The sequence below is a fragment of the Sphingomonas sp. BRN-1R genome, from assembly GCF_057748035.1.
On record NZ_CM173236.1, the window covers coordinates 2,091,699 to 2,104,943 of the forward strand.

The 13,245-nt window shown below is 67.4% G+C and carries 12 protein-coding genes; 6 read left to right on the forward strand and 6 right to left on the reverse strand.

The genetic code is table 11. The features are described 5' to 3' along the window. Positions 1-51: 51 nt before the first annotated feature. Positions 52-507: an NfeD family protein gene (locus tag AC3ANX_RS09670; protein ID WP_488336784.1), complete on the reverse strand. Its 456-nt coding sequence runs from the start codon at positions 505-507 to the stop codon at positions 52-54. Next, positions 504-1,481 carry an SPFH domain-containing protein gene (locus AC3ANX_RS09675; protein ID WP_488336785.1) on the reverse strand — a complete coding sequence of 326 codons (978 nt, stop codon included), beginning with the start codon at positions 1,479-1,481 and terminating at the stop codon, positions 504-506. Before AC3ANX_RS09675 ends, AC3ANX_RS09670 begins: the two co-directional genes overlap by 4 nt. Before the next feature lie 165 nt (positions 1,482-1,646). Here AC3ANX_RS09675 and guaB point away from each other — a divergent pair, with 165 nt between their 5' ends. Genes guaB through AC3ANX_RS09690 form a run of 3 tightly spaced genes read left to right on the forward strand, consistent with a single transcriptional unit; the run spans position 1,647 to position 4,812 of the window. Next, positions 1,647-3,104, forward strand: a complete 1,458-nt coding sequence (guaB, locus tag AC3ANX_RS09680; protein ID WP_488336786.1) for an IMP dehydrogenase — start codon at positions 1,647-1,649, stop codon at positions 3,102-3,104. Then, positions 3,101-4,276, forward strand: a complete 1,176-nt coding sequence (locus tag AC3ANX_RS09685) for an RsmB/NOP family class I SAM-dependent RNA methyltransferase (RefSeq protein ID WP_488336787.1) — start codon at positions 3,101-3,103, stop codon at positions 4,274-4,276. Before guaB ends, AC3ANX_RS09685 begins: the two co-directional genes overlap by 4 nt. 32 nt (positions 4,277-4,308) lie before the next feature. Next, entirely contained in the window at positions 4,309-4,812 is a 504-nt protein-coding gene (locus AC3ANX_RS09690) for a tetratricopeptide repeat protein (RefSeq protein ID WP_488336788.1), read from the forward strand. 90 nt (positions 4,813-4,902) lie between these two features. On the opposite strand, the gene rsmA is transcribed toward AC3ANX_RS09690, so the two are convergent. The 4 genes from rsmA to AC3ANX_RS09710 form a co-directional block, all read right to left on the reverse strand. After that, positions 4,903-5,724, reverse strand: a complete 822-nt coding sequence (gene rsmA, locus AC3ANX_RS09695; RefSeq protein ID WP_488336789.1) for a 16S rRNA (adenine(1518)-N(6)/adenine(1519)-N(6))-dimethyltransferase RsmA — start codon at positions 5,722-5,724, stop codon at positions 4,903-4,905. Beyond that, positions 5,721-6,716 (reverse strand): 4-hydroxythreonine-4-phosphate dehydrogenase PdxA, encoded by a 996-nt coding sequence (gene pdxA, locus AC3ANX_RS09700; RefSeq protein WP_488336790.1) that lies wholly within the window; start codon positions 6,714-6,716, stop codon positions 5,721-5,723. Before pdxA ends, rsmA begins: the two co-directional genes overlap by 4 nt. A gap of 16 nt (positions 6,717-6,732) precedes the next feature. Further along, positions 6,733-8,115 (reverse strand): peptidylprolyl isomerase, encoded by a 1,383-nt coding sequence (locus AC3ANX_RS09705; protein WP_488336791.1) that lies wholly within the window; start codon positions 8,113-8,115, stop codon positions 6,733-6,735. An 87-nt stretch (positions 8,116-8,202) separates the two neighbouring features. After that, complete coding sequence (locus AC3ANX_RS09710; RefSeq protein ID WP_488336792.1) at positions 8,203-10,455, reverse strand: LPS-assembly protein LptD; 2,253 nt, start codon at positions 10,453-10,455, stop codon at positions 8,203-8,205. A 180-nt stretch (positions 10,456-10,635) separates the two neighbouring features. Here AC3ANX_RS09710 and AC3ANX_RS09715 point away from each other — a divergent pair, with 180 nt between their 5' ends. The 3 genes from AC3ANX_RS09715 to ndk all read left to right on the forward strand — a co-directional run bounded on the left by AC3ANX_RS09715 (position 10,636) and on the right by ndk (position 13,192). Continuing rightward, positions 10,636-12,108 (forward strand): leucyl aminopeptidase, encoded by a 1,473-nt coding sequence (locus tag AC3ANX_RS09715; RefSeq protein WP_488336793.1) that lies wholly within the window; start codon positions 10,636-10,638, stop codon positions 12,106-12,108. 100 nt (positions 12,109-12,208) lie between these two features. Next, entirely contained in the window at positions 12,209-12,649 is a 441-nt protein-coding gene (locus tag AC3ANX_RS09720; protein WP_488336794.1) for a DNA polymerase III subunit chi, read from the forward strand. A 120-nt stretch (positions 12,650-12,769) separates the two neighbouring features. Then, a complete protein-coding gene (ndk, locus tag AC3ANX_RS09725; RefSeq protein ID WP_069206651.1) occupies positions 12,770-13,192 on the forward strand; it encodes a nucleoside-diphosphate kinase in 423 nt (140 codons plus the stop codon). The last annotated feature ends 53 nt before the right edge of the window (positions 13,193-13,245 follow it).

Here is a 13,245-nt window from a genome sequence, read left to right on the forward strand (position 1 = left end):
TGGGCAGGCCGGCTCGGCTGCGCATCGCTTCCGCAAGTGTCGCCCGTCGTGTCAGCTCGCGATCGGCTCGACCAGCAGAGCCCCGTCGCGCACCGCCACCACACGCACGAACAGCCCCGCCGCCGCATCCGGTCCGCGCGCCGGCCAACTCCCGTCAGCGACCGCGACGCGGCCCGCACCACCGACGATCGCTTCGCACACGCGCACCCGCTCGCCGATCAGCCGCGCCGCCCGATCGTTGAGCAAAGGATCGGTTGCCACGCCCATGCGCGCGCCGCGATACCAACGCCAGCCGACCGCCACCGATGCCGCGGTGAACACCGCGCAGGCAAGCGTCTGGACGAGGATCGACACGCCGGGTACCATTGCCACCAGCCCGGAAAGTCCTGCGCCAACCCCAAGGAAGATCAGGAAAAAGCCGGGCGCGACGATCTCGGTGATGATGAGCAGGATGGCGGCGGCAAACCACAAGGTCGCATCGCTCCATCCGATCGCGGCGAAGGTCATGGCTGGGCCGGCTCGAACGGCCCGCGCGGGCGCAGGTTCGCCGGCGGCGGCGAGGGAGCGGCGGGCGTATCGTTCAACACCTGCTTGGCGAGTTCGCCGATCCCGCCGAGCGTCCCCATCAACTGCGTCGCCTCGACCGGGAACAGGATCGTTTTGGCGTTGGGCGAGGTCGCGAACTTGCCGATCGCCTCGACATATTTCTGCGCGATGAAATAGTTGATCGCCTGCGTGCTGCCGCCCTCGATCGCGTCGGAGACGAGCTTAGTCGCGGTCGCCTCGGCTTGCGCCGAGCGTTCGCGCGCCTCCGCGTCGCGGAACGCCGCCTCGCGTCGGCCCTCCGCTTCGAGGATTTGCGCCTGCTTCAGGCCCTCTGCGCGGTTGATGCCGTTCTGCCGCGCGGCTTCGGATTCGAGGATGGTCGCGCGTTTTTCGCGCTCGGCCTTCATCTGGCGGGTCATCGCGTTGACGATATCAGCGGGCGGGCGGATGTCCTTCAACTCGACGCGGGTGATCTTCACGCCCCACGATTCGGTCGCCTGATCGACCACCGCAAGCAACCGCGCGTTGATCTCGTCGCGCTTCGACAGCAATTCGTCGAGGTCCATCGAGCCCATCACCGTGCGCAGGTTGGTCGTGGCAAGCTGCATGATCGCGACGTAGAGGTCGCTCACCTCATAGGCGGCCTTGGACGCATTAAGCACCTGGAAGAACACCACCCCGTCGACCGCGACCATCGCATTGTCTTTGGTGATGATCTCCTGCCCCGGAATATCCAGAACCTGCTCCATCATATTGACCTTGCGGCCAATCCGGTCGAACACCGGCACGATGAAGGTCAATCCCGGCTGCGCCACGAAGGTGAACTTGCCGAAACGCTCGATCGTATATTGGTAACCCTGACGGACGACTTTCATCCCCATCATGAGGTAGAAGAAGACCAGCAGCAGAAGCAGCCCGGCGAGCGTCAGTGCCATCCCCGATATCCCCAATCGTTTTATCCGCTCTCAATTAGCAGATCGTTGCGCGCGTGTAATCCGTTTCGCACCGCTGCCGCGCACCCGCCCCCTAGCGCCAGCGGGGGCGGTTGTTTACATGGACCGCCACGACTCGCTTTCCCCCCAAGCAGGACACGGCACTCCATGGACATTCGCCTCGGCCTCACTTTCGACGATGTCCTGCTGTACCCCGCCGAAAGCGATATCGTCCCTAGCCAGACCAACACCGCGACGCAGCTGACGCGCGGCATCGCGCTCGACATCCCGATCCTCTCCTCGGCGATGGACACCGTCACCGAGGCCGACATGGCGATCGTAATGGCGCAATTGGGCGGCATCGGTGTGCTTCACCGCAACCTCACGGTCGAGGAGCAGGTCGCTGCCGTCCGTGCGGTCAAGCGGTTCGAAAGCGGCATGGTGGTCAACCCAATTACGATCAGCCCGTCCGCGACGCTCGCCGATGCGCAGATGCTGATGACGCGCCACAAGATCAGCGGTATTCCGGTGGTCGAGGCCGATGGTCGGCTGGTCGGCATCGTCACCAACCGTGACGTGCGCTTCGCCGAGAACCCCGCGCAGCCGGTGTCCGAGCTGATGACGCACGACAATCTCGCGACCGTCTCGCCCGGCGTGACCTCGGAGGAGGCGCGGCGGCTGCTTCACCAGCGCCGCATCGAGAAGCTGCTGGTGGTGGACGAGGCGTATCGCTGCATCGGCCTCATCACCGTCAAGGATATCGAGAAGGCCGTCACCTATCCCAACGCCACCAAGGACGCGACCGGCCGCTTGCGCGTCGCCGCTGCGACGACGGTCGGCGACAAGGGGTTCGCGCGTACCGAGGCGCTGATCGACGCGGAGCTGGATCTGGTGGTGATCGACACCGCGCACGGCCACAACCGCGACGTCGCGCGTGCGGTCGAGCGGGTGAAGAAGCTCAGCAATTCGGTGCAGGTAATCGCCGGCAACGTCGCCACCGGCGAAGCGACGCGCGCGCTGATCGACGCGGGCGCGGATGGGATTAAGGTCGGCATCGGGCCCGGCTCGATCTGCACGACGCGCGTCGTCGCCGGCGTCGGCGTACCGCAGTTGACGGCGGTGATGGACTGCGCCGAAGCGGGCATGAAGGCGGGCGTGCCGGTGATCGCCGACGGCGGTATCCGCACCTCGGGCGACATCGCCAAGGCGCTGGCGGCGGGCGCGTCGTGCGTGATGATCGGCTCGCTGCTGGCGGGCACCGAAGAAGCGCCGGGCGAGACGTTCCTGTACCAAGGGCGCGCGTACAAGAGCTATCGCGGCATGGGTTCGGTCGGCGCGATGGGGCGCGGCTCGGCCGACCGCTATTTCCAGGGCGACATCAAGGATCAGTTGAAGCTGGTGCCCGAGGGCATCGAGGGTCAGGTCGCCTTCAAGGGGCCGGCGCGCGATGTGATCCACCAGCTCGTCGGCGGCATCCGTGCGGCGATGGGCTATACAGGGTCGGCGACGATCGCCGATTTGCAAAGCCGCGCGCGCTTCGTGCAGATCACCGGCGCGGGCCTGCGCGAGAGCCATGTCCATGACGTGACGATCACGCGCGAAGCCCCGAACTACCCGACGCGGTGACCCCGGCAGCACGTGTTCAGGCGGCGATCGAGCTGCTCGATCAGATCATTGCCGCCGCCCGCGCCGGTGGTGCCGCCGCCGATACGCTGATCGCGCGCTATTTCGCCGCGCGGCGCTACGCGGGATCGAGAGATCGGCGTGCGGTGCGGGAGCTGGTCTATGCGGCGATCCGGCTGTGTGGCGAAATCCCGGCGAGCGGGCGCGCGGCGATGCTCGCGCTGGCCAATACCGATTTCGCGCTCGCCGCGCAATTTTCGGGTGAGGGCCACGGTCCCGCGCCGGTCGGACCGGGCGAGGTCGTGGCGACGACCGGAGTCGTACCGGCATGGCTGGGCGCGGCGCTGGAGGCGTCGGGCGTGGACCCGGCCGAACGCGCGGCGCTGGTGTCGCGCGCGCCGCTCGACATTCGCATCAACCGCCTGCGTGGCGAGCCTGACGCGATCGACGGGGCTGAGCCGATCACCGGCCTGCCCGATGCATTGCGGCTGCCGAGCGGCACCAACATCGAGACGCTCGACGCATGGCAAGCGGGCGCGATCGAGGTGCAGGACGCCGGCAGTCAGATCGTGACGATGGCGGCACGCGCGCAGCCGGGGCACCGCATCGTCGATCTCTGCGCGGGCGCGGGTGGCAAGACGCTCGCGCTCGCCGCAGCGATGGCGAACGAGGGCGCGATCCTCGCCAGCGACAGCGATCGCGCCCGGCTGTCGCGGCTTGCCCCGCGTGCCGAACGCGCGGGTGTGTCGATCGTGGAGACGAGGCTGCTCAACCCCGGCCGCGAGGCCGAGGCGCTGACCGATTGGGATGCGCAGGCCGACTGCGTGCTGATCGACGCACCGTGTTCGGGCACTGGAACGTGGCGACGCAACCCCGAAGCGCGATGGCGGCTCACGCCCGAGCGGCTGGCGCGGCTGGTCGAGACGCAGGCGCGATTGCTCGGCGTCGGCGCGGCGCTGGTCAAGCCGGGCGGGGCGCTCGTTTATATCGTCTGTTCGCTGCTCGACGACGAGGGTGCGGGGCAGGTCGCGCGCTTCCTTGATGGCCGGCCGGAGTGGCGCGCCGAAACGCTCGCGCTGCCTGCCGGGCGGGCGCGTGGCGCTGGCGTGCGGCTGACGCCCGCGCACGACGATACCGACGGCTTTTATGTCGCAAGACTGCAACGCGCATGCTAGTTTGACCCATTGTGCCCAAGCTGGAGTGGATCATGCGTTATTTGTCCGTCGCCGCTGCCGCTGCGATGACGCTGCTTACCGTGTCGACCGCGGTCCACGGCCAGCGGCCGGATAGCGCGATCGACGCGCGTTCGCAGGCGCTGGTGGCGAAGGGCAGGGCGGCGCAGGCGGGCGGCAATCTCGATGGCGCGACCGACAATTACGAGAGTGCGCTGGCGGTCGATCCGCGCAATCGCGAGGCGTTCATCGGGCTCGGCGAAATCTCACGCACGCGCGACCTGCCCGGCAAGGCGATCCGTTTCTATCGTGAGGCCCTGGAACTGCATCCCGACGATGTCGCCGCGCTGAAGGAACAGGGCGAGGCGCTCGTCCAGCAGGGTGCGGTTGAACGTGCGAAGGGCAATCTCACCAAGTTGCGCGCGATCTGCGCCAAGAAGAGCTGCCCGGAGATCGCGCAGCTCGGCGCGGCGATCGCCAAGGGGCCGCCGGTTGTGACCGCTTCGGCCAAGACTACGGCGAGCGAAACCAAGAACTGATCGTCGCCCTGGCGCAGGCCGGGGCCGATCTGTTTTGCTCGGGCGTTTTGCCAAACTACGGGCCGGCCCCAGCCTACGCCGGGGCGACGATTATGCTGAGACCGTCCGCGCCAGCGCGACGAACTCCGCCACCGATACCGTTTCCGCGCGCCGCGCCGGATCGATCCCGACGCTCTCCAATGCAGCCAATGCGCCGGGCACCGGTTTGAGGCTCTGCCGCAGCATCTTGCGCCGCTGGCCGAACGCGGCGGCGGTCAGCCGTTCGAGCACGCTGAGATCGACCTCGGCGGGCTCCTCAACGGGCACGATATGAACCACCGCCGACATCACCTTGGGCGGGGGCGTGAAGGCGGAGCGGTGGACCGGCATCGCCAGCTTCGCGGTGCTGCGCCATTGCGACAGGATCGCGAGCCGTCCGTAGGCGTCGTCACCCACGCCAGCGACGATCCGGTCGGCGACCTCGCGCTGGAACATCAGCGTCAGGCTTTGCCACCACGGCGCCCAGCCCGCGCTCAGCCACCGCACCAGCAGCGCGGTACCGATGTTGTAGGGCAGGTTCGAGGCGATGTGCGGCTTGCCCTCGAACAACGCCGGCCCGTCGATCTCGAGCGCATCGCCTTCGATCACGCGCAGCTTGCCTGGGTACGCCTCACCGAGTTCCGCCAGCGCGGGAATGCAGCGATGATCCCGCTCGATTGCGGTGACGCGCGCACCCGCCGCGAGCAGCGCGCGGGTCAGCCCGCCGGGTCCGGGTCCGATTTCGAGCACTTCGGCACCGGTGAGGTCGCCGGGCACGCGCGCGATGCGGGCGAGCAGTTGCGCGTCGAGCAGGAAGTTCTGGCCGAGCGCCTTGCTCGCGGCGAGGCCATGGCGCGCGATGACGTCGCGCAGCGGCGGCAGGTCGGGCGTCACACCGCCACGCTCGCGCGGCGCGTCGCAGCCTCTGCCGCCATCGCGATCGCGGCGATCATCGCACCGGGCTCGGCGACGTTCTTGCCGGCGATGCCGAAGGCGGTGCCGTGGTCGGGCGAGGTGCGCACGATCGGCAGGCCGAGGGTGATATTGACGCCATCGTCGAAATGCAGCGTCTTGATCGGGATCAGCGCCTGATCGTGATAGCAGCACAGCGCCGCATCATAGCCGGCGCGGGCGCGGCCGTGGAACATGGTGTCGGCGGCGAACGGCCCGGTTGCATCGATCCCCTCGGCGCGAAGCTGCTCGATCGCGGGGATCAGGATGTCGATCTCCTCGCGGCCGATTTTGCCGCTTTCGCCGGCGTGCGGGTTGAACCCCGCAAAGGCGATACGCGGATTGAGGATGCCGAAGTTGCGCATCAGCCCGCGTGCGGTTGCGCGGCCCTTGGCGGCGACCAGCTCGATCGTGAGCAGCCCTGCCACGTCGGCGAGCGGGACGTGCGTGGTGATCGGCACGACGCGCAGGTCCGGCCCGGCGAGCATCATCACCGCATTCTCGCCGGCGATGCCGCAGCGTTCGGCGACGAACTCGGTCTGGCCGGGATAGTTGAAGCCGATCTGATAGAGTTGCGTCTTCGATACCGGCCCGGTGACGAGCGCCCCCGCCGCGCCCGATCGCACCAGCCCCTGCGCAAGCTCGAGAGCGTGGAGCGCACAGCGCGCACCATCCACGTCGGGGCTGCCCGGCACGATCTCTCCACCGTCGGCGACGCCAAGCACGGGGAGCCCTTCATCGAAGGCTGCCACCGCCTCGGCTGGATCGCGGATCTCGCGGATTGGGCCGGTCCAGACCTGCTGAACCGCGCGCGCATCGCCGACCGCGAAGAACGGCGGCAGCGCGCGCGCCACCCGTAGCGCCCAGGCTTTGGCGATGATCTCCGGGCCGATACCGGCCGGATCGCCCATGGCGACGGCGAGCGGCTGGATCATCGACGCATCTCCCGGTTCAGCGATATTCGATCACGGCGTCGCGGCGCAGATCGCGCAGCATCTGCTGTGCGCGGCGGTTGACGCGCTGCTGCTCCATCTGATCGCGGATCTGATCCATGCCCGGCATCGTCGCCTCGGCCGACTTGGGATCGTCACGGCCGCACAGCACCAGCGCACGCACGCCATCCTTCTGCGAGCCGAACGGCGGAGTCGCCTCGCCGACCTGGAGCTTGAGCAGAATTTCCTGCAACTGCGGCGGCAGATCGCGGATCTTGACCGCGTCGTTGTCGACCACATCGGCGCCCATCGCGCTCGCCACCTTGGCGACGCCGCCGCAGCCGTGGATGCCTTGCAGATCCTTGGCGAACTGCGCGACGCGTGCGTTCGCGTCGGCCTGGGTCAGCCCGGCGGCGAACTTCACGCTGACCTGCTTTAGCGACAGCTTGGCGTCGCGCGGATCGGCTTCCAGCACCTTGCGCTTATCGACCAGGTACAGAATCGAGAAGCCGCCCGGCACCTCGATCGGCCCGGCGATCTGGCCGGACCCCATCGTGCGCGCCGCTTCGGCGAGCGGCTGCGGCAAGGCGCCGAGCTGGCTGGCGGAAATCCAGTCGAGATCGCCGCCGGTGCTGCGCGTCGTCGCTTCGGAATATTGCGCATAATATTCGAACGGCTTGGTGCCCTTCTGAATATCGGCGATCATCTGCTTTTCCTGCTCGAACACCTGCTGCTGGCGGTCCGGCCCGGCGGAGAGATAGATCTCCTTGAGGTGGTATTCGTCGCTGCCCTTCGACGCCTTCATGCGATCGAGGATGATCTTGATCTCCTCGTCGCCGACGTTGACCATCGGCTCGACCTTGCGGCGCAGATAGCCGCTCCACGCCAGTTCCGCCTCGATCTGGCGGCGCAGCGAGCGGTCCGACGATCCGGCATCGCGCAGATAGGCGCGGAACTCTGCGGTGGTCTTGCCGAAATTGGCGGCGACGCGGTTGAACGCCTGGTCGATCTGCTCCTTGGAGATCGTGACCTCGTTGGCCTTTGCATCCTGAATCTGGAGCGTCTCGTCGATCAGTGAGCGCAGCACCTGGAGCTTCAGCCGCTCCTTGTCCTCGTCGCTCAGCTTGAGCTGGTTCGCCGCCATGATGAGCGCGACGCGCTGATCGACATCGGTGCCGGTGATGACGCTGTCGTTGACGATCGCGGTCGCCTTGCGGACGTTGGGATCGACCTTGCCGAAGATCTGGAGGTTGCTCGGGATGTCGAGCGAGGTCTGCGGCGTGCTGTCGTCGGCCACCGTCTGTGCACCCGACGAGGCCGTCATCGACACCGCTGCGAGCGCGAGACCGGCATATCCCATGATGCGGCCGAGACGGGCCGCCTTGATCGACGAATTGTTCACCTGGTCAAACTTCCCATCCCGCGCGTGTTCGCGCCCACGGCCCCACAGGCCGGCATGCCAATATGCCGGTCGCACCTGAACCACCGCTTAGCGGCCAAGATTCTTGAATGCCAGCGTCAACAGGAAGCTGTTGCCCGCCTGCGCATCGCCGGTGTTCTGATAATCGCGCTTCCACGTCATGCCCAGCCGGAGGCAATCGTCCTCATATTGCACGCCCAGCCGGTGGCGGACCGGGCTGAACCCGTCTGCGGTGGACAGCGGATCCTCGTCGCGATCGGTCAGGTCGATCACGGTCGAGCCGAACACCGACCAGAAGCGCGTCACCTGCACACGCCCGCCGACACGCGCTTCCTCGCGGTCCTGCAAATCCTCGATGATCGGGAAGATGTTGCGGTTGAGGCGCAGGTAGCCGAGCAGCAGATAGGTGCTGCGCGAGCCGATCGTCGCGTCGATCTCGTTGCGGCGCACGGCGAGCCCGTCCTTGTCGAGCCGGTAACGGTGGATGACCGAGATGAAATCGTGGAAGCGCAATTCGGTGCGCCCGACGATGTCGGAGAAACGGTCGGTGAGGCCGGTGCCGTCGAGGAACAGGCTCGGCCGGGCATCGAGCCGGTAGCTCTGCCCGATGTTCGCCTTCAGCGAGAAGCCGGCAAGATCGACCGCCCAGTCGACGCCATAGGTGACGCGGCTCGAATCCTCGAAGCGGTCGTAGCCCGGGAAGCGGTTGAGCGCGAACAGGTTCGAATCCTCGAGGTCGATCGCGCGCGCATCCTCGTTGGGGATGTTGATGTTGGCGATGTGCGGCGAGGCGACGATCTGCACGCGCGGGGTGAGCCGCTGCGTACCGCTCAGAAAGTTGCCGATAAACGGCCATTTCACGTCGACCGCGAGCGCACCGATCGCGCGCGTCTGCCAGCCGTCCAGCCCTCGATAACTGGCGATGCTGGTCGATCCGACGTCGGACGCGTGATAGACGTCACCGCGACCATAAGCGGTGAACGTCACCTCCTGGCCCCACGGCGTCAGCTTGCGCAGATCCCACTGAAAGCTGGCGAAGGCGCGTTGCGTGTCCTGCCCCTCGGTGCGGCTGATCGCGAGGCTGTTCGCCTGCAACGATACCTTGCCGCCGAGGATGCCGTCGTTGAACCGGTAACGCCAGTCGATCTCGGGCAGAGCGATCGGCTGCTGGCCCTGGCTGTCGTTGGCGCGCAGTGTCTGCACGTACCAGCCGCTGATCGAGAAATAGGCGTTGGGGCTGATCCGCTCCAGGCTCGCGGTCGAACGCAGCCGGTCGTCGCGCGAGATATCGTAGCGCCGCAGGAAAGTCTTGTCGCTGGCGTAGCGCAGCGACCCGCTCACGCTCCAGTTCGGATCGAGCTGAAAATGGGCAACGCCATCGACATAGCCCCGCAACGCGTTTTCGGTCGAAACGGGCGCGGTGGACTGAAGGTCGTCACTGCGACGACTAACCGTGACATAGCCGCCGATCCGATATGCGCCGAGATCGGTCAGCGCGCTGAAATCGGTATGCAGCATCGGCGCGGTGGCGCTGAACAGCATCGGCGTGACGATCAGGCTGCGGTTCGGCCCAAGCGCGACGTTGTAGGGCTGGGCGAACTCGGCGCCGTTCACCCGGTCGTAGCGAATATCGGGGCTGAGCAGACCGCTCGAATTACCGGGGCCGACCGGGTTCGAGAAAGCCGGCAGCGGCAGCGTCGGCAGCCCGAACAGGTCGATACGCGCGCCTTTGTAATAGATGCGCTGCTTGTCGGGGCGGTAGGTGACGCGGACCGCGGTGATCTTCCACGACGGTTCCTTCGGGCAGCCGCTCATGCTGTTGACCGCGCAAGGCGTGTAGGCCGCGTCCTCCAGCGTCACGGATTCGTCGAGCGCGCGCGTGCCTTTCCGCGCCGCCAGCCGGCCGCCGTGTTCCAGCACGATCAGCATGTTGTCGACCACGCCGTCCTTCAGCGAATCGGTCAGCTCGATCGAATCGCCATAGGCGGTGTCGCCGCCCGGAGTGGTGCTGACGACGCTGCCGGTCGCCACCACTTTGCCGGTGGTGCGGTTCCAGACCACCTTGTCCGCGCGCAGTCGCTGGCCCGAGCGGTACATGCGCACGTCGCCGGTCGCGGTGACGGTGTCGTCGCTGCCCTCGTAATCGAGCGCGTCGGCGCTGAACTGCACCTGATCGTCGCTCGCGCTGGGCGCGGCGGAGGGCGGCGGCAGCGGCACCGCCGGAGTCTGGAGATCCTGCGCCTGCGCGCCCGTAACGGGATACAGGCCGATCGAGCAGGCGAACGGCAGCGCACAACTGGCAAGAAAAAGAAAACGCTTCACGTCGGCCCTGAACCCCGGTGTCCGCGCGAAAGGCGGCATCTTGATGCCGCCCTATCGCATTGGCGAGGCGATGCTGCAACGGCGCTGCTGTGCGGTTTCGGTGCGGGCGTTGCCGGGGGGGAACACACACCCTAGATACCTTCGACTCAACGACACGACGAACCCCGAGGGCCTATCCCCATGAATATCGCGTTTTCCACCGCCGCGCCCGATGCCGGCGCGCCGCTTGCCCTCACGGTCGAGAAGGACGGCGTCTCGCGCCTCGCTTCGCCGGGGCTCGACGTCGCGACGATCGTACTGGCGCAATCGGCGGCGCGGGCGAGCCGGTTCGAAGGTGAAGCGGGCGGCATGGTCGAGCTGTTCGTGGCGGCAGGCGGCGAAGCGCGGCGCGTGCTGCTGCTCGGCGTCGGCGGCGGGAGCGAGGTCGAGTACGAACGGGCCGGTGGTGCGCTGACCGCCAAGCTGCTCACCTCGGGGGTGGCGCAGGTCTCGGTCGATCTCGGCAATTCCGCGCCGACGCCTGCCGCCGCCGCGCGCTTCGCCGCCGCCGCCGCGCAGCGGGCGTGGCGGTTCGACACGTATCGCACCAAGCAGGCGGAAAAGAGCAAGCCCACGCTCGCGACGATCACGCTGCACCGCGCCCCCGACGGTGCGCAGGCGGCGTGGGCGCGCCACGATGCGGTGACGCAGGGCCTCGACCTCACCCGCACGCTCGTCGCCGAGCCTGCCAATATCCTCTATCCCGAGAGCTTCGTCGACCGCGTGCTCGCCTCGGTCGAAGGACTCGGTCTCGAAGCGACGGTGCTCGGCGAGGCGGAGATGCGTGAGCTCGGCATGGGCTCGCTGCTCGGCGTCAGCCAGGGTTCGCCGCGCGAAGCGAAGATCCTCGCGCTCAAGTGGAACGGGGCGGGGGCCGGCGATCCTGCGCTCGCGTTTGTCGGCAAGGGCGTGACGTTCGACACCGGCGGCATCTCGATCAAGCCCGCCGCCGGCATGGAAGACATGAAGTGGGACATGGGCGGCGCCGGTGCCGTGGTAGGCACGATGAAGGCGCTCGCCGCGCGCAAGGCCAAGGCGAACGTGATCGGCGTGTGCGGTCTCGTCGAGAACATGCCCGATGGGTACGCGCAGCGCCCGGGTGACGTCGTGACGTCGATGTCCGGCCAGACGATCGAGGTCATCAACACCGACGCCGAGGGCCGGCTGGTGCTGTGCGACGTGCTGACCTGGGTGCAGCGCACGCATCGCCCCAAGACGATCGTCGATCTTGCCACGCTGACCGGTGCGATGATCGTCAGCCTCGGGCACGAACATGGCGGCTGCTTCGCCAACGACGATGCGCTCGCCGATCAATTGCTCGCCGCCGGCAAGGCGACGGGCGATCTGCTGTGGCGGTTCCCGCTGGCGGATGCGTACAACAAGCTGATCGACTCGCCGATCGCGGACATGAAGAACGTCGGCCCGCGCGGCGCGGGGTCGATCACGGCGGCGCAGTTCATCCAGCGCTTCATTGATACGGGCGTGCGCTGGTCGCACCTCGATATCGCGGGCATGGTCTGGTCCGACAAGGCCGGTGCGACCTACGACAAGGGCGCGACCGGGTTCGGCGTGCGCTTGCTCGACCGGTTCGTGGCGGACCATTTCGAAGGTTGAATTCGTCGCCCCGGCGCAGGCCGGGGCCGCTATGTTGGGTCCACACGGCTCGCCAGATTACGCAGCGGCTCCGGCCTACGCCGGGGCGACGGAGGGTGCGATGAAGGTCGATTTCTACCACCTTACCGTCACCCCGCTCGACCGCGCTTTGCCGCAGATTGCGGAGAAGGTGCTGGCCAGCGGCGGCCGCTTGCTGATCGTCGCCGAGAGCGAGGCACAGCGTGGCGCGCTCGACCGCGTGCTCTGGACGTACAGCGCGGAGAGTTTCCTCCCGCATGCGCAGGCCGGCGCCGAGGGTGAGGCGGACCAGCCGGTGCTGATCGCGGCCGCGCCCGATGCTGTCAACGCGGCGCGCAATGTCGCTCTGGTCGATGGCGTGTGGCGGGATGCCGCGCTCGACTTCGACCGCGCGTTTCATTTCTTCGACGAGGACCGCATCGTCGAGGCGCGCGCGGCATGGCGCGCGCTTGGCGACCGTGACGGGATCGAGCGGCGTTACTGGAAGCAGAACGACAACGGCCGTTGGGAGCAGGCGGCGTAGGACGAGCCCGCCAAGCGCACGCGCGCCGACCAAATCGGCGACACCGCCGCTTGCATCGCCCCCACCGCCCGACTAGGGAGCCGCGACTTCCAGCCTTTCCAACACAGGAGCTTCACGGTCATGGCCGCGAACCGCACTTTCTCGATCATCAAGCCCGACGCCACCCGCCGCAACCTGACCGGTGCCGTCACCAAGATGCTGGAGGAAGCCGGCCTGCGCGTCGTCGCCTCCAAGCGCATCCACATGAGCCGCGAGCAGGCCGAAGAGTTCTACGGCGTCCACCGCGAGCGTCCGTTCTTCAACGATCTGGTGACGTTCATGATCTCCGGCCCGGTCGTCGTGCAGGTGCTCGAAGGCGAGAACGCCGTGCAGCGCAACCGCGACATCATGGGCGCGACCAACCCCGCCAACGCCGATGCCGGCACGATCCGCAAGGAACTCGCCGAATCGATCGAGGCGAACTCGGTTCACGGTTCGGACAGCGACGAGAACGCCGCGACCGAGATCGCGTTCTTCTTCAAGCCGGAAGAAATCGTCGGCTGAGTGTTGCGCTGGGGGCAAAGACTGTCCCCAGCAACCATGTGTCCCCGCGGGAG